19 protein-coding genes and 2 tRNA genes are annotated in these 21,389 nt (G+C 67.7%); 14 read left to right on the top strand and 7 right to left on the bottom strand.

What is annotated here, in order from left to right; genetic code table 11:
* Positions 1 to 37 precede the first annotated feature (37 nt).
* The 5 genes from D3D02_RS08395 (at position 38) to D3D02_RS08375 (ending at position 6,284) form a co-directional block, all read left to right on the top strand.
* The gene (locus D3D02_RS08395; protein ID WP_121569510.1) at positions 38 to 520 is read left to right on the top strand and encodes an archease; all 483 of its coding nucleotides are present in this window, start codon (positions 38 to 40) and stop codon (positions 518 to 520) included.
* 739 nt (positions 521 to 1,259) lie between these two features.
* Entirely contained in the window at positions 1,260 to 2,663 is a 1,404-nt protein-coding gene (locus D3D02_RS08390) for a hypothetical protein (protein ID WP_233560609.1), read from the top strand.
* A gap of 144 nt (positions 2,664 to 2,807) precedes the next feature.
* A complete protein-coding gene (thiC, locus tag D3D02_RS08385) occupies positions 2,808 to 4,256 on the top strand; it encodes a phosphomethylpyrimidine synthase ThiC (RefSeq protein ID WP_121569509.1) in 1,449 nt (482 codons plus the stop codon).
* A 165-nt stretch (positions 4,257 to 4,421) separates the two neighbouring features.
* Positions 4,422 to 5,756, top strand: coding sequence for a hypothetical protein (locus tag D3D02_RS08380; RefSeq protein ID WP_147435586.1), 1,335 nt, complete (start codon positions 4,422 to 4,424; stop codon positions 5,754 to 5,756).
* 102 nt (positions 5,757 to 5,858) lie between these two features.
* Positions 5,859 to 6,284 (top strand): hypothetical protein, encoded by a 426-nt coding sequence (locus D3D02_RS08375; protein WP_121569507.1) that lies wholly within the window; start codon positions 5,859 to 5,861, stop codon positions 6,282 to 6,284.
* 256 nt (positions 6,285 to 6,540) lie between these two features.
* Here D3D02_RS08375 and D3D02_RS08370 read toward each other — a convergent pair whose 3' ends face one another.
* The 3 genes from D3D02_RS08370 to D3D02_RS08360 form a co-directional block, all read right to left on the bottom strand.
* The gene (locus tag D3D02_RS08370; protein ID WP_233560608.1) at positions 6,541 to 7,035 is read right to left on the bottom strand and encodes an AAA family ATPase; all 495 of its coding nucleotides are present in this window, start codon (positions 7,033 to 7,035) and stop codon (positions 6,541 to 6,543) included.
* 143 nt (positions 7,036 to 7,178) lie between these two features.
* Positions 7,179 to 7,252 (bottom strand) — tRNA-Thr (locus D3D02_RS08365).
* A gap of 14 nt (positions 7,253 to 7,266) precedes the next feature.
* Positions 7,267 to 7,905, bottom strand: a complete 639-nt coding sequence (locus tag D3D02_RS08360; RefSeq protein WP_121569506.1) for a GNAT family N-acetyltransferase — start codon at positions 7,903 to 7,905, stop codon at positions 7,267 to 7,269.
* A 124-nt stretch (positions 7,906 to 8,029) separates the two neighbouring features.
* On the opposite strand from D3D02_RS08360, the gene D3D02_RS08355 reads away from it, so the two are divergent.
* The 5 genes from D3D02_RS08355 to D3D02_RS08335 all read left to right on the top strand — a co-directional run bounded on the left by D3D02_RS08355 (position 8,030) and on the right by D3D02_RS08335 (position 13,641).
* Positions 8,030 to 8,593 (top strand): DNA-3-methyladenine glycosylase, encoded by a 564-nt coding sequence (locus D3D02_RS08355; protein WP_121569505.1) that lies wholly within the window; start codon positions 8,030 to 8,032, stop codon positions 8,591 to 8,593.
* 87 nt (positions 8,594 to 8,680) lie between these two features.
* The gene (locus D3D02_RS08350; protein WP_121569504.1) at positions 8,681 to 10,678 is read left to right on the top strand and encodes a 3-hydroxyacyl-CoA dehydrogenase/enoyl-CoA hydratase family protein; all 1,998 of its coding nucleotides are present in this window, start codon (positions 8,681 to 8,683) and stop codon (positions 10,676 to 10,678) included.
* Between the two features lie 190 nt (positions 10,679 to 10,868).
* Positions 10,869 to 10,943, top strand: a tRNA-Glu gene (locus D3D02_RS08345).
* Positions 10,944 to 11,048: 105 nt separating this feature from the next.
* Positions 11,049 to 12,428 carry an FAD-binding oxidoreductase gene (locus D3D02_RS08340; protein ID WP_121569503.1) on the top strand — a complete coding sequence of 460 codons (1,380 nt, stop codon included), beginning with the start codon at positions 11,049 to 11,051 and terminating at the stop codon, positions 12,426 to 12,428.
* Between the two features lie 94 nt (positions 12,429 to 12,522).
* Positions 12,523 to 13,641 carry a site-specific DNA-methyltransferase gene (locus D3D02_RS08335; RefSeq protein WP_121569502.1) on the top strand — a complete coding sequence of 373 codons (1,119 nt, stop codon included), beginning with the start codon at positions 12,523 to 12,525 and terminating at the stop codon, positions 13,639 to 13,641.
* Between the two features lie 34 nt (positions 13,642 to 13,675).
* Here the strand turns inward: D3D02_RS08335 and D3D02_RS08330 are convergent, their stop codons facing one another.
* From D3D02_RS08330 to gatD, 4 genes are all read right to left on the bottom strand, one after another.
* Positions 13,676 to 14,980, bottom strand: coding sequence for a 5'-deoxyadenosine deaminase (locus tag D3D02_RS08330; protein ID WP_121569546.1), 1,305 nt, complete (start codon positions 14,978 to 14,980; stop codon positions 13,676 to 13,678).
* Positions 14,981 to 15,060: 80 nt separating this feature from the next.
* Positions 15,061 to 16,605, bottom strand: a complete 1,545-nt coding sequence (locus D3D02_RS08325) for a hypothetical protein (protein ID WP_233560607.1) — start codon at positions 16,603 to 16,605, stop codon at positions 15,061 to 15,063.
* A complete protein-coding gene (locus tag D3D02_RS08320; protein ID WP_121569501.1) occupies positions 16,595 to 16,879 on the bottom strand; it encodes a DNA-binding protein in 285 nt (94 codons plus the stop codon). Before D3D02_RS08320 ends, D3D02_RS08325 begins: the two co-directional genes overlap by 11 nt.
* Before the next feature lie 51 nt (positions 16,880 to 16,930).
* Complete coding sequence (gatD, locus tag D3D02_RS08315) at positions 16,931 to 18,184, bottom strand: Glu-tRNA(Gln) amidotransferase subunit GatD (protein ID WP_121569500.1); 1,254 nt, start codon at positions 18,182 to 18,184, stop codon at positions 16,931 to 16,933.
* Between the two features lie 92 nt (positions 18,185 to 18,276).
* Between gatD and D3D02_RS08310 the strand changes: the two genes are divergently transcribed.
* The 4 genes from D3D02_RS08310 (at position 18,277) to D3D02_RS08295 (ending at position 21,373) form a co-directional block, all read left to right on the top strand.
* Positions 18,277 to 18,825, top strand: coding sequence for a hypothetical protein (locus D3D02_RS08310; protein WP_121569499.1), 549 nt, complete (start codon positions 18,277 to 18,279; stop codon positions 18,823 to 18,825).
* Positions 18,826 to 18,918: 93 nt separating this feature from the next.
* Positions 18,919 to 19,740: a DUF63 family protein gene (locus D3D02_RS08305; RefSeq protein ID WP_121569498.1), complete on the top strand. Its 822-nt coding sequence runs from the start codon at positions 18,919 to 18,921 to the stop codon at positions 19,738 to 19,740.
* A gap of 100 nt (positions 19,741 to 19,840) precedes the next feature.
* On the top strand, positions 19,841 to 20,704 hold the full coding sequence (locus tag D3D02_RS08300; RefSeq protein ID WP_121569497.1) for a carbohydrate kinase family protein: 864 nt from the start codon (positions 19,841 to 19,843) through the stop codon (positions 20,702 to 20,704).
* 171 nt (positions 20,705 to 20,875) lie between these two features.
* Complete coding sequence (locus D3D02_RS08295; RefSeq protein ID WP_121569544.1) at positions 20,876 to 21,373, top strand: hypothetical protein; 498 nt, start codon at positions 20,876 to 20,878, stop codon at positions 21,371 to 21,373.
* The last annotated feature ends 16 nt before the right edge of the window (positions 21,374 to 21,389 follow it).

The raw sequence follows: 21,389 nt of genomic DNA, 5'->3' as shown, positions 1-21,389 counted from the left end.
CGGAAGACACAGGCCACGGGCGGCCGCGTACGTATGTATGAGCTTCGAGCTTCGCGAACACACCGCCGACGTCGCGGTCGAAGCCACGGCGTCGGACCTGTCGGCGCTCTTCGGGTCCGTCGCCGACGGCCTCGCCGCGGCGAGTTGCGACGAGATTCCGCCCGCCCGCCCGGACGAGGCGGCCGAAGACGCCGATCGAACCGAAGACAGCGGCCGGACGTTCGAGGTATCGGTCAGCGCGGAGAACCGCGAGGCTCTTCTGTTCGATTACCTCGACGAACTCATCTACGAGCGCGACGTTCGGAGCGTCCTCCCGGTCGACAATCGGGTACAGATCGACCGTCCGGATGCCGACGCTGACACGGGGGCTGGCGAGTCGGCGTGGGAACTAACCGCTACCTACCGCGGCGTCCCGCTCGCGGACGTCGACGCCCGCGAGGTGAAGGCCGTCACGTACTCGGAAATGCGCGTCGAGCAGACCGAGAATGGCTGGGTCGCGTATGTCGTGTTCGATGTTTGACATCCTCCTCCGCGTGAACGCGGAGGAATCCCGAGCGGTGGGAGTTTCAGGTTTGGAGTCCAATCACCGGACTACCAGCCCTTTCGGGCGCGGGTAGTCCCACAGTATCGGACTGGTGGACTGCTGGCGGTGCCAAGCCGCCGGTACCCCTATCCTCGACCGTGTAGGGCGTCCCGGTGTTGTTTTGGCCACGGGGACGCCGGCAGGCGTCAGCAGAGTCAGGGGTATCGTCTGGTTCGCTTTGGGCAGTCGGCACGTTTCCACACCCTTCGAGGATGTGGCGTTCACCGATTGCCCTTTCGGATACTGCCTCGTTAGGTGGCGGACAGGCCGCCTCCATAGGACGGTTCGGAATCCGCTCCGTTCCGACCGATTCCTACCCGTTAGTAGGGTTGTCTGTCACTTAAACGCCAGTATTCTGAAACTCAGAGTGCTGTCGAACGTTGATGCTCTCCCAAGTGACGGCGCGTATCCACGGCGTTGAGTGATCACTGAAACAACTGAATATGCAGCGACGTGTGGTGCAGACCCCTCGCTCCGAGTGAAGCACCTCGATTCGTTCACTGGGTCTCTCACTCGTTTCAGTGCTATATTCAACTCTTACGCATATCACTCCACGCCGTGGTATTGCGCCTGTTCAGCCTATAAGGCGGCGTATAGGATACGCATAGATCGGTAGGGAGACCCGAATTTCCCACTCGGAAGTGGTTTGTGTCACCCGGTACGATGTGCCTACGAGATGACCATCCGCGCAGCGCGTCTCGGCTGTGCTCTCATCGTCGCCGTCGCGCTCGTCGTCGGTGCTGGCGCGACAGCTCCGAGCGCGTCCGCTCAATCAGTCACCCAGATCGCCGGGTCGGAGCTGGCGCCGGACGACGTCTCGATGCGCATCGACCTCCGTGCGAACGGCTCAGCCGCGTGGACGGTCGAGTATCGGGTACGGCTGGACGACGAGAACACGACCGAGGCGTTCCGCTCGCTGCAGGAGGACATTCGCGCGAACGAGTCCCAGTACGCCGCGGAGTTCGGCCAGCGAATGGCGTCGACGGCCGCGACCGCCGAGGACGCGACCGGCCGGGAGATGAGCGTGCGAAACGTCTCGGTCTCGGCGACGAGACAGCAGTTGCCCCAGGACTACGGCGTCGTCACCTACTCGTTCGTCTGGACGAACTTCGCCGTCGCCGAGGACGGCACGCTCCGCGCCGGCGACGCGCTCGCGGGGCTCTTCCTCGACAGCGAGACGTCGCTGCAGTTCACCTGGCCGGAGGGCTACACCATCGAGACGGTCCAACCCCAGCCCGACGACACGCGACCGGACTCCCGGATCGCCGTCTGGAGTGGCCCGCTCGACTTCGGGCCGAACGAGCCCACGCTCGTCGTCACCGACCAGGCAACCGGGGCGGACGGTGGAACGACGACGACACCCGCAGGCAGTGAGTCCGACGGCGGCAATTCCCTGCTGCTCGGGGCGGTCGCGTTCGTCGCGCTCGCGCTCGGCGCGGGCGGCTGGATCGTCTACCGGCGCCGGTCGGTCCCTGACCGGCACGGAGGCGTCGGAGGCGCTGAACGCGAGCCAGCGAACGCAGCGGCCACAGCGACCCCCGAAAGCAGTGCGGCGAGTGACACGGGCAAGGGAACTGCTCCAAGCGCCACGCAGACCGCGGCTGCGACCGGTGCTGGCACGACTACCGAGGCCGCGAGTGTCGACGCCGAGAGCACCGAACAGGCGTCTACGGGCGACACCGCGGCCGCGGCAGCATCGGACACGGAGGCGACGAACGCCGATGCGAGCGGGGGGAGTTCGGACGACGCCGACGCCCCGGTCGACAGCGAGTCGACGACTGACGAGCGCGTCGACGAAACGGACGCACTGGACGACACAGCGGAAGAGGACACGGCAGCGGACGCGATGCCGTGGGAAGACGAACTGCTGAGCAACGAAGAGCGCGTCCTCGCGTTCATCGAACACGAGGGCGGGCGCGTCAAGCAGCAGGAAGTCGCCCAGACGCTGGACTGGACCGACGCGAAGACGAGCCAGGTCGTCCGCAAGATGCGCGACGAGGACGAACTCGACGGCTTCCGACTGGGCCGTGAGAACGTCCTCGTGCTCCCCGGCGAGGACCTAGGTCCCGATTCCGAGTAGCACAGTAACGCGGTTGAGCGGCTTGGGGGTCTGCTTTCCTGTGGTGAACTACTTTGACGGTTGTCCCGAGACCCGGCTTTAGCTATGGGCGAGCGAGGCGTGTATTCGGAAAACCTATTACTTAGTAATATCACTCGATGATCTATGGCGCAGACGCAGTTACAGCGTGCCCGCGACGGTGAACTCACACCGGCGATGGAGCGCGTCGCCGAGCGCGAGAACCGCGATCCCGAGTTCGTCCGCCAGCAGGTCGCCGAGGGGCAGGCAGTCATCCCGAACAACGTCGCACACGACTCGCTCGATCCGATGGTCATCGGCCGGGAGTTCGCTACGAAAGTCAACGCGAACATCGGCAACAGCGAGGAGACGAGCGACGTCGAGGGCGAACTCGAAAAGCTCCACACGGCAGTCCACTTCGGAGCCGACACGGTGATGGATCTCTCGACGGGGTCGAACCTGGACGCGATCCGGGAGGCGAACGTCGAACACTCGCCGGTTCCGATCGGGACGGTTCCGATCTACGAGGCGGTCAAGCGGGCCGACGAGCCGGCCGACATCACGCCCGACCTCCTCTTGGACGTCATCGAGAAGCAGGCGCGGCAAGGCGTCGACTATATGACGATCCACGCGGGCGTCCTGCTGGAACACCTCCCACTCACCGACGGGCGCAAGACGGGGATCGTCTCCCGCGGCGGCTCGATCCTCGCACAGTGGATCGAAGAAAACGGGATGCAGAACCCGCTCTACACGCACTTCGAGGAGATCTGCGAGATCTTCGCCGACCACGACGTCACGTTCTCGCTCGGCGACGGGCTGCGACCGGGGTGTCTGGCGGACGCGAGCGACGAGGCGCAGTTCGCCGAACTGGAGACGCTCGGCGAACTCACACGCACGGCGTGGGACCACGGCGTCCAAGTGATGGTCGAAGGGCCGGGACACGTCCCGATGGACGAGATCGCGGACAACGTCGAGCGCCAGCAGGCGGTCTGTGACGGCGCGCCGTTCTACGTCTTCGGTCCGCTCGTCACCGACGTCGCCCCCGGCTACGACCACATCACGAGCGCCATCGGCGCGACCGAGGCCGCCCGCGCGGGGGCCGCGATGCTGTGCTACGTCACGCCCAAGGAGCACCTCGGTCTCCCGGATCGCGAGGACGTTCGTGACGGCCTCGCGGCGTACCGGATCGCGGCGCACGCGGCCGACGTCGCGACCGACCACCCCGGCGCGCGCGACTGGGACGACGCGCTCTCGGAGGCGCGCTACGAGTTCGACTGGCGGCGGCAGTTCGAGCTCGCGCTCGATCCCGAGCGCGCTCGCACGTCCCACGATCAGACGCTGCCCGGTGACAACTACAAAGAGGCGCGCTTCTGCTCGATGTGCGGCGTGGAGTTCTGCTCGATGCGCATCGACCAGGACGCCCGCGACGCCGACGGGGAGATGTCGCGGATCGACACCGGGACCGACCTCGACGCCTCGGCGGCCGCAGAGACCAACCGCCCGCCGGTCGGGACCCACGACACGAGCGGCGTTCCCGACGAGATCGAGATCGACGGCGTCACGTTCACGCCGGAGTCGTCGCACGCGGACGACTGACCGGCGGGAAATCAAATCTGAATTACACGTTCTGCGGGATAATGAGCCGTTAAAATCGCTCCTGAGCGACGCTCGCGCCGTCTTGCGAAAAATCCGGATTAAACGGATCAAAATGGGCGCAAGTATGTCGGAGGTATATGGCCGAGAGGACAGTATCGGAAACCGATGAGGTCAGTATCCGCGCTCCTCGTTGCATTCTTGGTCGTGACTGCGGGCGCTCCGGTCGGCGCCGCCGCGGCGGCGTCCGGCGGCACGTCGCTCTCGGCCGCGACAGCCACGGGAGCGGCGCAGGTGCAGGACGGCGGCGTCCAAGCGCAGACGACGGCGACGACCCCGGCGAACGGTACGGATACGAACGAGACTGCGGCGCCGGACGGCGATAGCACGTCTACGGCGGACGAAACCGCGTCCGAGTCGAACGGGTCGGGCGTCGCCCCCGGTGCGAAACTGGCGGGCGTCGTCGCCGTCCAGGGTGCCGAGATCGACGGTGAGGTCGCCTCGCGCGCCTTCGGCCAGCGCGTCGCCGCCGCGGCGACGAACGACTCGAAGGCGGCGGTCGTCGCGGCCGAACTGAACACCAGTCAGGAACGGCTCGAAGCGCTCCGAACGCGACTCGCCGAGTTAGAGCAGGCCCGAGCGTCGGGGAACGTCTCCCAGGGCCGATACAACGCTCGTGCGGCGCAACTGACGGCCGAAATCAACGCCGTCGAGCGCCAACTCGAGCAGAGTAACGAGACCGCGTCGGCGCTGCCAAAACAGGTCCGCGAAGAAAACGGCATCAACACCTCGAACATCGAACGACTCCGGACCGAGGCGCGCAACCTCTCGGGCCCCGAAGTCGCCGCCGCCGCCCGTGAGATCGCCGGTGAGAACTCCGGCCGCGGACTAGGTGACGCCGAAGACGTGCCCGGCCTGAGCGGCGAGACGCCCGGGCAAAGCGGCGACGCTCCTGGACAAAGCGGCGATGTGCCTGGCTTGAGCGACGGCGACGTGCCCGGACAAAGCGGTGACGCTGCGGACGAGCGAGACGACGATGCGGGTGACAACGAGACGGACGGTCTCCCGGAGGACGCGGCAAACGCATCTGACCTGGTGAATACGACAAATGCCTCCGAAAACGCTCAGGAGGCGACCAACTTGGGAAATGGTGACGCCGGGCCGCCCGACGACCGTCCGGCAAACGTCACTGGCGACGCGACCAACGACACACAAGAGACAGACTCGAGGCGGGACCGTCTCGGACAAGGAGACGGACGCAGTGTGAACGATGGTTTCGGGAACGATACGCTGGGTGACAAACGGGGAAACGGTGACGACGGTACCGAGTCCGGAGACGGGAACTCGACTGCCGACGCACCCGGAAACAGTGAGAACGCGCCGGGACAGTCCGGCGACGGTTCCGACGACCGTGACGGCGCACCCGATAATAGCGGCGATGCGCCCGGTGAAAGCGGCGATGCGCCCGGTGAAAGCGGCGACGCGCCAGGACGCTCCGACTGATCGGACACGTCGGTCCCGACTTTCGAGTGAGACTTCTCTGCCGACTTCAATTCTGATACTGAGGGAGTAGGGTTATAGTCGTCCCGGCGCATCGCGCATACGATGGAGTACGTGTACCCGATTGTCGGGTTAGTCGCTGGGATGGCGCTCGTCGCTACCAGCGTCTTTACCGCCTTCATCTACACGCCGACGACGGCCTCGACGGTCGATACGACGATCACGGCGTTCACCGGCGTCACCCTCCAGATCGGTGATTTCCTCGCCGTGTCGTCGGCGACGGCCATCGTCTTCGATCTGCTCGCGACGCAGTTGGGCGTCCAGTACCCACTTTTGGTCCCGTTCGCGCTTGGGTACATCCTGACGCACGTGATCATCTACTACTCGTCGCTGCACATCACCGACGTGCAGAGCCAGCCGTTGGATCCGGACTTCAACATCAGAGAGAATCCGCTGCAACTCATCACCCTCTCGATACCGGGCGCGTTGATACTTCTACCGGCCGGAAACCGACGGCAGCGCAATAGGTAAAACGGCTCTTTGAGGCAAGGGCGCTTTTAGGTAGTCGTCCCCCGTAGTCGGAAGTGCCCCGGTTGGGCCGCCCGCGATTCGGTCCCCACCGACGCACCCTCCACGATCCACCCTGCCTCCACACCCTCCACCTGGATCGATGGCCCGCCGACCGGGCACCCCCGCTGACGCATTCCCTCCTCACGGTCCCGCTGTACGACGCTTCGGCCCTCCTGTGCTGCTCACTGCCGTGCCAGGCCTGATACTGGCGTGCGCCTCACAACACCGCAACGATCTGTTCTCGCGTCGACGCCAGGTCGCCGGAGTTGTCGATCCTCACGTGTGGGATCTCGATCGGCTCGTAGCGCTCCTTGAACTGGCGGTATATATCGATGTCGGCCTCGCTGGCGTCGTTCTCCCGTGCTGCGATTCGCGCTTCGACGACCGAGTCCGCACACTCGACGGCGACGACGTCGAGTGGGACGCCGACCGCGTTCGCAAGATCGACCGCGCGCGCTCGATCCGCGCGCGTGCGGAACGTGCCGTCGAGAACGGCGACGCCGCCGTTGGCAATCGTTTCGCGCCCGCGTGCGAACACTTCGTCGTAGACCGTTTCGCGTTCCGCAGCCGTGTACTCAGGATCGTCGAAGCAGTCCGTCCGAACGACGTCCGTGCGGATGAGCCGTCCGCCGAGTCGGTCCACGATCTCGCGTGAGACGGCCGTCTTCCCGACGCCCGGCAGTCCCGTCACGACGATCAAGCGGGCCGTCACGATCGGTTCCCTCCCGCACAGACGCGCGCTGGAGGGCTCCGAGAAGCCGACCGCGACGCGGTTCGACGGTGAGCGGAAGCGACGAGACTCGACGACAGGGGAGCACGCAGCGTGAATCGGATCGACATCGGAACCAAAGAGAGAGCCAGGGGTGGGATTTGAACCCACGAAGTCTCGATTACAAGTCGAGTGCATGAACCGCCCATGCTCCCCTGGCGCAGGTCGACCTACTCAGTCCTCCTTTGAGTGTGTGTCGTTTTCGATGGACGCCGATTCGGGAGACGCCTCGGAGTCGCCACCCTCCGCGGTCCCGGCTGCAGACTCCGCGTCGAGGGGTTTCTCGAACTGGATCCGGTGGGGGACGTACCCCCGCTCGCGGTAGAACGCGCGGGCTCGGTCGTTGGCTGCCATCGCTTCGAGCGCGACGACTGTCGCGCCGCCGGCGTGCAACGCGGTTTCGGCCGCGGCCATCAGATCGCTCCCGACGCCTCGGTTCCGGTACTCGGGTCGGACGTAGACGTTGCGGACGACGCCTCGCGTCGCATCCTGTTCGTAGGAGCCGTGTTCGAGGCTGAACGTGACGAACCCGACGACGTCGTCGCCGCGTTTGGCGACTCGGATTCCGCCCGTGACGACGTGTCGCGCGAGCGTGTCGCGGACGACGTCCCGGTTCGCCTCCGGCAGGATGTGCGAGTCGTAGGCGCGCTGGTCGGACGCGAGTGCGAGCCACAGGTCGACCAGCGCGTCCACGTCGGCCACCTCGGGGCGGCAGATCTGGGTCGGGGAGGCGTGGCCGTCGTCGTCTGCCGGGTCACCCTCTTCCGCGTCCGGCCCCGGATCTACGTCCGCCTCGTCGTCCGAATCGGCCATACCGGGCGTTCGGCGGACGGACGGATATATCGTCGGTCTCGCCGACTGGAGGCGCGACGAGGGCCTTTCGTCGAGGCTCCGCCGAGCGACGCACCTTTTTCTCCGGCGGTCCCACAGGCGTCCGATGGAACCGCTACGGAACGATCCGCAACTGGGGCCGCTGGTCGAAGCGCACGGCGATCTGTCGATCGGGACGGCCGACGACGAGTTCGAACGGCTATTGGTCGCGATCGTGAACCAACAGCTCTCGGTCGACTCCGCGGCGGCGATCCGCGAACGACTGTTCGAGCGCGTCGACGTGTCGCCTGCAGGAATCCTCGCCGCGGACGAATCTACCCTCCGCGACGCCGGCCTCTCCGGACAGAAGGTCGAATACGTCCGTAACGTCGCCGAAGCGTTCCAGGAGCGCGACCTGACGCGGGCGGGACTCGCAGACGAAAGCGACGAGGCGGTCATCGAGGCGCTGACCGACATCCGCGGGGTCGGCGTCTGGACCGCGAAGATGTACCTGGTCTTCGTGCTCGGTCGCCCCGACGTGTTCCCGGTCGAGGACCTCGGCGTCCGAAAGGGAATGGCGCACCTCTACGGCTACGACGAGGCGGACCGGGCGGGGATGCGCGAGCACGCCGAGCGGTGGCGACCCTATCGGAGTTACGCGAGTCGGTATCTCTGGCGTGCCGTCGACTGACGGTCTCGCGGGGAAAAGTAAACGTCTCTCAAGTTTGTTTTCCGAGTGAAGGAAACGTTGAAACACAGAGCCGCCCACGAACGGAGTATGGAGATCGACGACGTCAACACTATCACGGTTCTCGGCGCGGGCAGTATGGGCCACGGAATCGCCGAGGTGGCCGCCCTCGCGGGCTTCGAGGTCCGCCTCCGCGACATCGAAGCGGAGTTCGTCCAGAACGGCTACGACCAGATCGAGTGGTCGCTCGGCAAACTCGTCGAACAGGGCCAGATCGAGCGCTCGGACGCCGACGCGACGCTCGATCGGATCTCGACGCACGTCGACCTCGCGGAGGCGGCCGCCGACGCCGACGTCGTCGTCGAGGCGGTCCCCGAGAAGATGGCGATCAAGCGGGAGGTCTACGAGGACCTGGAGGCGGCGGCACCGGATCGAACGATCTTCGCGACGAACACTTCCAGTCTCTCGATCACGGCGTTGGCGGACGTGACCGAGCGCCCCGAGCAGTTCTGCGGGATGCACTTTTTCAACCCACCCGTTCGGATGGAACTCGTCGAAGTCATCTCGGGGGCAGAGACGGCCGAGGAGACGCTCGATCTGGTTTCGGATCTCGCCGTCGAGATGGGCAAGACGCCGGTCCGCGTCCGCAAAGACAGTCCGGGATTCATCGTCAACCGGGTGCTCGTCCCGCTGATGAACGAGGCGGCGTGGATCGTCGAATCCGGCGACGCGACGATCGAAGAAGTCGACTCGACGACGAAGTACGGTCTCGGCCTCCCGATGGGGAGCTTCGAACTCTCAGACCAGGTCGGGGTCGACGTCGGCTACCACGTCCTCGAATACCTCCACGAGCAACTCGGCGACGCCTACCGTCCCTGCCCGATGCTCGAATCGAAAGTCGACGCCGGAGACCTCGGCAAGAAGACCGGCGCGGGCTTCTACGACTACGAGGACGGCGCGGGTGCGCAGGTCCCCTCCGATCAGATCCGCGACGATGTCGCCGATCGACTGCTGGCGATGATCGCGAACGAGGTAGCCGCCCTCGTCGCCGACGACGTCGCCGACCCCGACGCGATCGACACGGCGGTCAAACTCGGCGGGCGCTGGTCCGACGGCCCCGCGAAGATGGTCGACGAAGCCGGTCCCGAAGACCTGCTCGCGACGCTCGACGACCTCCACGAGGAGACGGGTGAGGAACGCTACGAAGCCGAACCGTACCTGCGTGAACTCGCGGCGTCCGGCGAGGGCTTCCACGACGCGGCCGGCGGGGGGAAAGCCGAGCCGGACGACGAAGACGGCGGCTACGACTACGAGGACATCACCGTCGAGATCGACGAGCGCGTCGGTCACGTGATGCTCGATCGGCCGCACCGGATGAACACTGTCACCGACGACCTGCTCGTGGAACTCCGCGACGCCATCGATCGCTTCGAGGAGGACGACGACGTGCGGGCCGTTCTCCTCACCGGCACGGGGGACCGGGCGTTCTCCGCCGGCGCGGACATCCAGGCGATGGCCGGCGGCGTCGGCGACGTCAACCGCGTGGCCGAACTTTCGCGTCGCGGACAGGAGGCGGCGGGTCGGCTCGAATCCTGCGAACTCCCGGTGGTCGCCGGCATCGACGGGCACTGTCTCGGCGGCGGGATGGAACTCGCGATGGGGGCGGACCTCCGCATCGCCTCCGAGCGCTCGGAGTTCGGCCAGCCCGAACACGACCTCGGCATCCTCCCCGGGTGGGGCGGAACCGTCCGCCTGCCGCGCATCGTCGGGATGGGTCGCGCGAAGGAGATCATCTTCACGGCCGACCGCTACGACGCCGAGACGATGGCAGACTACGGCTTCGTCAACGAGGTGACGCCGAACGACGAGTTCGACGAGCGCGCCTTCGAGTTGGCTAAGCGACTCGCTCGTGGTCCGCCGATCGCCCAGCGCTACACCAAGCGGGCGATGCACCGCGGCTGGGACGACGTCGACGCCGGCCTCGACGTCGAGGCGCAGTCGTTCGGCCTCGTCTTCGACACCGAGGATATGATGACCGGGATGGCGGCGTTTATGAGCGACGAAGAGCCCGAGTTCGAGGGGAAGTGACGCCACCGCGGCGGGCGTGAGCATCCGCCCGGGCTGGCGTGAGTATCCACCCCGGCTGGTGTGACCGTCCACACCTGGTGGCGCGACACCCGCCCCTGTGATCTGGCGGCATCGCGGGTACGCGAAACAGTGCCGTACCGGGTCTGTAACGGAATGCTTAAACTATTCAGTCTGCCACGTAGGAATGCAGGCTCGGTTGGTGTAGTCCGGCCAATCATCTTGGCCTTTCGAGCCGAGGACCAGGGTTCAAATCCCTGACCGAGCACTTCTCGAACTGCTGCAAACCACAGAGCGACAGGACCCGTCGGCGGCGTCCGCAGTCGGCACACGTCGACGACAGACATTTACTTCGAGTGGGTGATGCCTCCCTATGACCGACGACTGCGGATTCCTCTCTGATCTGCCGCTGGCGGCCGATCAGATCTCCTTCGAGCCAGCGGCGCGCGACGAGTTCGCGGCGGACTTCGGAACCCCACCCGACGCCGAGCGCGCGCCCGACGCGGTCGTCTGGCCGGAGACGACGGCCGACGTTTCGGCCGTCCTCGCCGCCGCCAACGAGCGAGGCGTTCCGGTGACCCCCTACGCCGCCGGGTCGGGGATGCAGCGCAACGCGGTGCCCACCCAGGGCGGCATCACGCTCGCGATGACGCGGATGGACGCCGTCAGAGACCTGCGGCCGCGAGATATGCAGGTCGACGTCGAACCCGGCGTCGTCGGCGACGACCTGAACGACCTCGTCGCCGAGGAGGGCCTGTTCTTTCCGGCGTTCCCCCAGTCGGCGGCGTTTTCGACGATCGGCGGGATGATCGCCACCGACGCCAGCGGCATTCGGACCGTCAAGTACGGCGAGGTCGGCGACTGGGTGCTACAGCTCGAAGTCGTCTGCCCTGACGGCTCCGTGACTGAGGTTGGGAGCAAAGCGCGGAAGACTTCTGCGGGGTACAACCTCGTAGATCTGTTCGTCGGGAGCGAGGGGACCCTCGGCGTGGTCACGCGCGCGACGCTCGACCTCGCCGCGGTGCCGCCGGAAACGGTCGGTGGGCGAGCCGTCTTTCCCACGCTCGAAGACGCCACGGCGGCGATCACCGACGTCGTGACCTCGGGCGTCGACGTCGCCACGATCGAACTCGTCGACCCGCTGACGGCCGAAATCGCCAACGCCTACACCGGCTCGGACCTCCCGGCGACGCCGATGGTCTTCTTCGAGGTGCACGGCCGGTCCGTCGACGCCGAGCTCGACGCGTTGGAGGCGGCGTTCCGGGCCCGAGAAGTCACGCGGATCGAGCACAGCGCCGACGACGAGGAGATGGCCGAACTGTGGCGTGCACGTCGAGAAATCGGCCACGCGCTCAAAGAGTGGGACCCAGACCTCGACCTCGAAGTCATTGGCGACGTCACCGTCCCGATCGGCTCGTACCCCGCGATCGTCGAGTTCATCGGCGAGATCCGCGCGGAGTACGACTTCCCCATTCCAGCGTTCGGCCACGCGGGCGACGGCAACACCCACTACGCCGTCCTCTGCGACCGCGACGACCCCGAGGCGGTCGAACGCGCCCACGAGGCGTCCAGACGGATCATCGACGAGGCAATCGCTCTCGGTGGTACCTGCACCGGCGAGCACGGGATTGGCGTCGGCAAGCGATCGTATCTGCAAATGGAATACGACGCGACCGCGATCGAGACGATGCGCTCGATCAAGGATACCGTCGACCCGAACGGGATTCTCAACCCTGGGAAGATTTTCGAGTGAGGCGGTCGCGACGGCGGATGTCCGGTCAACAGTTAGCTCGACATCCTGGGTGAGCCACCCCAGTATCTATATCCGTTCGGTAACACCTGCCGGTGTGGACTCCGCCCATCGCATCCACGTCGGCGACGCGAGCGAGATGGCGGCCGTCGACGACGACGCCGTCGACCTCGTCGTCACCTCGCCGCCGTACCCGATGATCGAGATGTGGGACGAGCAGTTCGCCGCCCAGTCCGACGCCGTGGCGGCGGCGCTCGACGACACCGACGGCGAACGGGCGTTCGCGGCGATGCACGCGCTCCTCGACGAGGTCTGGAGCGAGCTACAGCGCGTGCTCACGCCGGGCGGCGTCGCCGCGATCATCGTCGGCGACGCGACGCGAAGCCTCGGCGATCACTTTCGCGTCTACCAGAATCACGCCCGCGTGATCGAGGCCTTCGACTCGCTCGGGTTCGACCCGCTTCCGGAGGTGCTCTGGCGGAAGCCGACGAACAGCGCGGCGAAGTTTATGGGCAGCGGAATGGTGCCGCCGAACGCCTACGTCACCCTCGAACACGAGTACGTCCTCCTGTTCCGAAACGGCACCTCGGGCCGCTCGTTCGAACCGGGCGAGACGCGGCGCTACGAGTCGGCGTACTTCTGGGAGGAGCGCAACCGATGGTTCTCGGACGTCTGGACCGACGTCCGCGGCGCACGCCAGGCCCGCAACGAGGATAGAGACGCCGCGTCCGCCCGTCTGGGTGGCAGCGACGGCGACGTGGAAGCGCCCCGCGCCTCCGACGCAGACCGGGCGGCGGGCGAGCGCGACCGAACCGCGGCGTACCCCTTCGAGATCCCGTACCGACTCGTCTGTATGTACTCGCTGTACGGCGACACCGTCCTCGATCCGTTCCTCGGGACGGGAACGACGACGCTGGCGGCGATGGTCGCCGGGCGCAATTCGATCGGATACGAACTCGACGCCGACGTCCTTTCGGAACTCGACGAGCGCGTCGGCCAGGTCCGCGATCGGTCGCGTCGAGTCGTCGAAGACCGTCTCGCCGCCCACCGGGCGTTCGTCGAGGCACAGCGCGCCGAGGGCACGGTGTTCGAGTACGAGGCGGAACACTACGACTTCCCCGTGCGAACGCGGCAGGAGCGCGAAATCAAATTCCGCGTGATCGACGCGGTGAGCGAGACCGACGACGGCTATCGGGTGCGGCACGAGCAGATCTGAGCGCGGCGCGCGACTCGTCGTGGCTCGCCGCGCCTCACCCGCGCAACGCGGCCGCGACGTCCCGCGCGCGCCGACGAATGTCGTCGGCGTCGCCGGTCTGGAGGCCGCCGAAGTCGGCGTCGTAGACGACCTCGCCGTCGACCATCGTGAACGACACGTCGTCGCCGTGCGCGGAGAAGACCAGATGCGAGAGCGGATCGTACAGCGGCGTCGCGCGCGTCACGTCCGTGTCGATCGCGATCACGTCCGCGTTCCACCCCTCGCGCAGCGCTCCGACCCGCTCGAACCCCGCAGCGCGCGCGCCGCCGAGGGTCGCCATCTCGAAGACGACCTGTGCGGGTGTGACTTCCGGATCGAGCGTGTCGACCTTCTGGAGGAGGCTCGCCTGCCGCATCTCGGTGAACGGGTCGAGCGTGTTGTTACAGGGTGGCCCGTCGTTGCCGAGCGCGACGTCGATGCCGCGGTCGAGATAGTCCGGGATCGGCGCGATGCCGGAGGCGAGTTTCATATTCGACGACGGGCAGTACGTGACGTGCGTCCCCGTCTCTGCGAGTATCTCGCGCTCCCGTTCGTTCGTGTGGACGCAGTGGGCGAGAACGACGTCCTCGCCGGTCAGGCCGACTTCGTCGAGCCACTCGATGTTCCGCATTCCCGTGTCGTCCTCGACGGTCTCGATCTCGTCGCGGTTCTCGCTGGCGTGCGTGTGAATCCGGACGCCGTCGTAGCGGTCGGCGATCTCGCGCGCGCCCCGGAGGCACGCTTCCGTACAACTCACGGCGAAACGAGGCGTGACGGCGTACCGGATCCGGCCGTCGGCCGCGCCGTGATAGGCCTGGACGAGACGCTCTGTCGATTCCAGCGCCGTCTCGGTGTCTTCGGCCAGTCCCTCGGGGGCGCGCTTGTCCATCAGGACCTTTCCCAGTCGGCCGCGGATTCCGAGATCGATCGCCGCCTCGAACGCCGCCTCGGCGTGGTTGACTGAGAGGTGGTCGATCGCGGTCGTCGTCCCGCTTTCGAGCAGTTCGAGGTAGCCCAGCTCGGCCGCCGTTCGCATCTCCTCGCGTCCGAGCGACGCCTCCATCGGGAGGACGTGCTCGAAGAGCCAATCCAGGAGGGCGGTGTCGTCGGCGATGCCGCGGCCAACGCTCTGGACGGAGTGGACGTGCCCGCCGACGAGCCCCGGTGCGAGCAGGTCGAACTCACGAACGGGGTGGTCGGGATAGGCGTCTTCGAGGTCGGCGCGCGGTCCGACGGCGGCGATTCGGTCCTCGGCGACGATGACCGCGCCCGCATCGTAGACGGTCTCCGGGTCGGCGACGACAGTTCCTGCGAGGAGCATCCCACCGCTCTCAGTGGACGCGGCGACAAGTGCTTTGCGCTCGTCGTGGCCGGTCGAAAACGAGACGGGACCCCCGCCGCTCACCCGAGGAACGCGGGCGTCGTCGACGGCAGCGAGATGAGCCACAGGCTCACCGCGGTGTAGCCGATCATCACGAAGACGAACGGGTACTGGCTGCGGATCGCCTGGAGCCGGCTGGGAAAGAGCTGATACGCCGTCGAGTGCGCGACCCAGATCGCGACCAGGTGCCCGCCGAGCACGAAGACGATGTTCAGCGCCGACACCCACGCCGGGAGCGTGAACACCACGGGATTCGCCGGTGCCGACAGCGGGTCGGCGAGCGCGGCGGACAGCGACGGCAAGAGCGAGAGGAAGAACGCGAAGTAGTGCGCGAGGTGATAGCCCGCCGCGATGACCAAAAGCGACGGCGCGAAGGCGACGACGAGTTCGCGGGGCGTGCGCGTGGTCAGGATGCGGCGCACGGCGACGCGGGCAGCCCCGAGGAACGCACCGTAGAAGACCGCGAAGCCGCCGACGAAGAGCACCGCGTAGACGAGGATCGGCGGGAGGCCGACGCCGACGACGGCCCGGATCACAGCGGCGCCCTGCTCGGTCGTGACGAACCCGCTGAACGTGAGCTCCCAGACCAGCGCCACGGCGATTGCGACGTCGTCGAGGCCGCGGACGAGGCGGGTGTCGTCGATGTCGACCGTCTGGCCGTCGCCACCGTCCCTGCGGGACTCGTCGGCCCAGTCCTCGACGAGCCGCATCGCCGGCAGCGACAGCCGAAGGCGCCCGTCTTCCCACGCGAGCGGTGCGACGCGGCCGTAGAACCGGAAGAACGCCGACACCGGATCGGCGTTCCGGAACCACGCGCCGCTGCCGACGAGCACCGCGCCAGCGAGGGCGACGACGGCGTATCCGGCGACGGCGGCCGCGAGCAGGCTCGGCTTGTTCGTGACGCCCGTCGTCGTCTCGACCCAGATGAGAAGGAGAATCCCGGCGACGGCGGGCCACCGACCCAGCCGCTCGGGGTAGTCGACGACGCCGGTCGGCAACCGCGAGGTGACGGCGCGGAACGGGTTCAGCGCCGGCCACGGGTTTCCGATCGCGTACGCCGCCATCGTCAGGCCGGCGCGACCGCCCGCGAAGACGACGACGACCGCGAAGTTGATGGTCGACACCTGCGGACCGGTGATACCACGGTAGACGATCAGCGCAATCAGGAGCGCACCGAGCAGGCTGCCGACCGCCATCCCGACGCCTCGGAGCCGGCCGCGTGCGCCGAGTTCGTGCCGCCACTCGTGGACGCGATTCACGAAGCCCCGGTCGGTCACGAAGCCCGCCAGGAGCGCCGACGCGCCGATCGCAGCGCCGCCGGTCGCGACGTAGAGCCAGCGCGGGATCGAGAGCCCCTCGCTGGAGGCCTCAGAGAGTCCGACGGCCGCGTTGCTCGCGGCGACGCCGCGCGCGAAGAGCAGCACGCCGACCAGCGCGAGCGCGAACGCGCCGATGCGGGCGCTTCGCGGGCCGATGGCACCCCCGAGACGTCCGGGTGCTGTCTCCGCGAGGTCGTTCACGGCGTCCTCGTCGTGATCGGACTGCGATGGGTTTTCAGGACGCATAGAACACGTAGAGGAAGAGAAAGCCGAAGTACAGCAACACCAGGATGCCGAGCGCGCGGATGCGGAACGAGCGGATCGCGCGCTCTTCGGCCGCGTAGGCGTCGCGGTAGGCGTCGCGGTCGGCCTCGCCGAGCACGCTCGGGTGGCGGACGCCGCGGTGCAGTACGAGCAAGTCGTCAGTGTAGAACGCGCGGCCGCAGACGTCGCAGACGTACTCGGGTGCGTCCCGAGTGTCAGCGGACCCGGCAGGGGCCGCGCTCGTGTGATCGCTCATCGTCGTTACTTGACCGTATCGCGGGCGTCGGTGTGTGTCTGTCGCTCTGTTTCAGGTCCAGGGAACCGACCGCTCCTGGAGTTCGCCGGCGACCGGGCGCTGCATCGCCGCCGCGGGGTCGTCGACGTTCGCCAGCGCCCACATCAGTTTCACCTTCGCCGTCCCGGGGAGAGTGTCGCCGGCTTCGACGACGCCCGCATCGAGCAAGTCGCGGCCGGTGTCGTACACGCGATCGCAGACGCGACCTTCCAGACACTGGCTCGTCATCGCGACGACGACGCCGTCGTCGACCAGCGATTCGAGCACGGGGATGAGATCCGTGTGGACGTGTCCGAGGCCGGTGCCCTCGACGACGAGGCCGTCGAGATCGGCGTCCCGAAGCATCTCGGCGTAGCGGTCGACGTCCATCCCGGGGGTGAACTTCAGGAGGTCGACGTTCTCTTCGAGGTCTAGATGCGTCTCCAGGTCCGTCTCGCCGCGCTCGGCGTACTCGCGGCGGAACGTGACTTCCTCGGCGTCGTAGTCGACTTCGCCGAGCGGTTCGGCGCCGACGGTCTCGAAGGCGTCGCGCCGGGAGGTGTGGTTCTTGCGGACGCGCGTGCCGCGGTGGAGCGCACAGACGTCGTCCGACGTGGAGGCGTGCATACAGACGAGTACCTCCGCAGCGTCGGCTTTGGCGGCCTCGACGGCGCTGACGGCGTTCATCACGTTGTCCGAGGAGGGACGGTCCGCCGAGCGCTGACTGCCCGTGAAGACGATCGGGACGGGCGTATCGAGCATATACGACAGCGCGGACGCGGAGAACTGCATCGTGTCGGTGCCGTGCATCACGACGACGCCGTCCGCGCCGGCGCGGATCTCCTCGACGACGGCCTCGGCGAGTTCCTGCCAGACGCCCGGCGTCATATTCTCCGAGAGGATGTTCGTGACGACCCGCCCGCGGTAGTTGGCGCGGCCGGCGAGGTCCGGCACGGCCCGAAGCACGTCTTCGGCGTCGAACTGCGCCGTGACGGCGCCGGTGCGGTAGTCGACCGTCGAGGCGATCGTCCCGCCCGTCGAGATGAGCGAGATCGTCGGCAGGTCGTCGTCGAAATCGATCTCGGAGGGGCCGGACTCCGTCTGTGCGGACTCGACGTCGTAGACGTCGGATTCGAGGACGTCCACGTCGGCGTCCTCGCGCGTGATACCGACGTTGTACCCGCCGGCGAGTTTGACGACGAGGTGCTCCGACGTCGAGGAGGGCATCAAGACGCCCTCGTTCGTGACGCCCGCGCGTTCGACGCGGACGCGGTCTCCCGGGTTCATACCCCCGGATACCCGGGGCGCGGACTTGAATCCATTCGTTCGCGGCGAGCGAGTGGCACAAGAGTCACGACCCGTCGCAACGATGGTCGTGTATGCAGCGCTCAGAGGAACAGGAAGAACGGACGGTCGACCCCGCGTCGCTGCTCGACGACGACGGAGCCGAGAGTGATAACGCGCGTCCGCGTGACGCGGCCGGCAGATCAGCAGACGACGCGAGCGCGCGTGGCGGACGGCTCCGGCGCGTACTTCCGTCGGCCCCCGGGTCGCTTCGCTCGCCGTTCTCGATCCGCTCGTTCCTCGTCGTCCTCGCGCTCTCGGTGGTCGGCGTCGTCGCCGGCGGCTCGATCCCGCTCGTGGGGTCGGTCGGCCAGTTCCTCGGGCTGTTCGTCGTCGCCTTCGCGGTCGGGGCCGTCGGCTCGCGGCGGCGCTATCTGGAGGTCGGCCTCGCCGGGGCAATCGCGGCGGGACTCGCGTTCGTTCTCGGGACGCTCACCAGCGTCTTCGCGCCCGTCGCCGTGCGGATTCTCGCGGATTACGGCGTCGCCATCGCCGGCGTCGGGGTCGGCGCCGGACTCCTGGCCTCGCTCGCGGGTCATTACTTCGGTCGCGACCTCCGCGACGGGCTCACCCGGGATGTTTGAGGGACGGCCCGGGAACTGTCCGACACGCACTCCGTGACGGGAAGGTTCACTTCGCTTCGGTAGCGTTTTGCCGCCGGCTCCGGACTCGCGAGTATGGCGATACTTCCGGAGGGGTTCAGCCTACCGCCGCTGCCGTATCTCGTACTCCTCGTCGTGGCCGCGGGCGCCGTCGCTGGCGCGGCCTCCCGACGCCGCCCCGCGGTCACGCCCGGTCGCATTCTGGCGTTCGTGCCGTGGATGGTACTCGGCTCGGCGCTGCACGTCCTCTACGTCGAGAACTCGCTCCCGTCTCCGGTCCGCCCGCTCGCCGGAACGCCAGCCGTCTACGTCACCGTCGCCATCGTCGGCGTCGGGGCGTGGGTCGCGGCGGACGCGCTCCTCGACAGCGGGACGGTCGCCCGTGCGCTCGCGCTGGTCGGCGGCGTACTCGCGCTCGCGTCCGTCGCGGGCGTTTTCGCGGTCGGCGCGGCCGCGGGCACGCTCTCGCCGACCGTCCCGCTGGCTGGCCTCGTCGTCGCGGGCGTCGTCGCGGCCGTGACCTGGCTCCTGCTCACCCGCGCCGTTCCCGATGTCCGGGCGACGGGCTCGGTCGGTGCGTTCGCGGTCTTCGCGCACGTCCTCGATGGGGTTTCGACCGCCGTCGGCATCGACGTGCTCGGCTTCGGCGAGCGGACGCCGCTCTCGCGAATCATCATCGAGTTCGCCGCCGGGCTGCCGACCGAACCGGTGCTGGGTGCGGGGTGGCTGTTCGTCCTCGTCAAGATCGCGATCGTCTCGCTTCTCGTGTGGCTCTTCGCGGACCTGATGGAGGAGGACCCGACGCAGTCGCAGCTGCTCCTCGGCTTCGTCGGTGCCGTCGGCCTCGGGCCGGCGGTGCACAACATCCTGCTCTTTACCATCAGCGCGCCGGCGTAACTGCGCTCCACCGCAGGACGACGCTGTCTGATACCCTGGTCGCGCGCGCCCGCGAGCCACGCCCGAGCGCTTTTGTGAACCGGGGGCGTCTCCCCGAGAAATGTCACGCGTCATCTGCGCCGGGCACCTGAACTGGGACGTGACCCTCCGCGTCGACGCGCTGCCCGACCCTGACGGCGAGGTGGCCGTCGACTCGCGACGCTGCGGCGGCGGCGGCAGCGCCGCGAACGTCGCCAACGGCCTCGCGGACCTCGACGTCGACTCGTCGCTCCTCGGCAGCGTCGGGGACGACGAACACGGGCGAACGGCGCGGGCGGAACTGGCGGACAACGGCGTCGACGTCTCCCACGTCGTCACCAGCGAGGAACTGGAGACGTCGACGAAGTACATCGTCGTCGAGCCCTCGGGTGAGGTGATGGTGCTCGGCTGTCCCGGTGCCAACGAGGCCTTCTCGGCCGACGACCTCCCCGACGCGGCGCTCGACGGGGCCGACCACCTCCATATGACGAGTCAGCGGCCCGAGACGGCGACCCGTCTGGCCGAGCGCGCGGCCGAACACGGCGTTCCGGTCAGCTTCGACCCCGGCCGCCGAATCGACGACCGGGGGTACGGCCCGGCGATCACGTCGGTCGATTACCTCTTCTTGAACGACCGCGAGGCCGCGCTCGCGCTCGATGCGTTCGATCTCACCGAGCAGACGCTCGTCCTCAAGCACGGCCCAGAGGGGGCCGAGATACGGGACGGCGAGCGGCGCGAGGCGCACCCGGGCTACCCCATCGACGTCGTCGACACGACCGGCGCGGGCGACGCCTTCGCGGCGGGATTCCTCGCCGCGCGCGTCGAGGGCGCCGACGATCAGCGCGCGCTCGCGGTCGCGAACGCCTGCGGCGCGCTCGCGTCGAAAGCCCCCGGCGCGCGGACGTCGCTGACGTGGGACGACGTCCGGGCGTTCCTCGGGGAGTGACGCCGGGTCTCTGCAGTGGGAGTTCGGACCGCCATCGGTGACCCGAAACAAGGGTGTTTTTGCCACCGGACGCGGGAGGTGTGATCGATTGTGACGTCCGTGCTCGTCGCTGCCGCCGCACTCGGGAACGCGATCCCGGTCGTAGCCGAGCGTATCGGATCCGTTTCACTCGTGGCGGACACGGCTGGGATCATCGATGGCGGCGCAGCGTACTTCGTCGTCGCCTGCGCGCTCTGTGGCCTCTTGGCCGCCGTGGTGATGGACCTCCCGATGTCGAAGCAGGAAGACGGATTCACGCCCGCGTACGTCGCTGCCGCCGTCGTCCGTCGGGTCGCGCCCGAGACGGTCTCGCTCTCGGAGGCGGTCGCAGTGCACCACGCCACCGGCGCCCTCGCGGGCGTGCTGTACGCGCTGCTGTATCTGGTGGTCTCGATCACCATTCCCGGACTGCTCAGGATCGGCGGCGTGGATCTACTCCCGCATCTGGCCGCCACGGTCGGCGTCTCCGCGTTCGTCTACGGCTTTTTCGCGCACGTCGTCCTTCCGCGTGCCGGCCGCCGGATATACGAGGAGCGCTCGACGGCAGTCCGGGGCCAGTGGCTGCGGTCGACGTTCGTCTTCGCCGCCGTCGTCGCGGTCGCGACGCCAGCGTTGACGACGCTCCTCTAGACGCGAGGGCCGATGG

The organism is Halobellus sp. Atlit-38R, assembly GCF_003665925.1.
Lineage (GTDB): Archaea > Halobacteriota > Halobacteria > Halobacteriales > Haloferacaceae > Haloquadratum > Haloquadratum inordinatus.
Note: the sequence above shows the minus strand (reverse complement) of the source record. Positions and strands in the feature narration are given on the sequence as shown.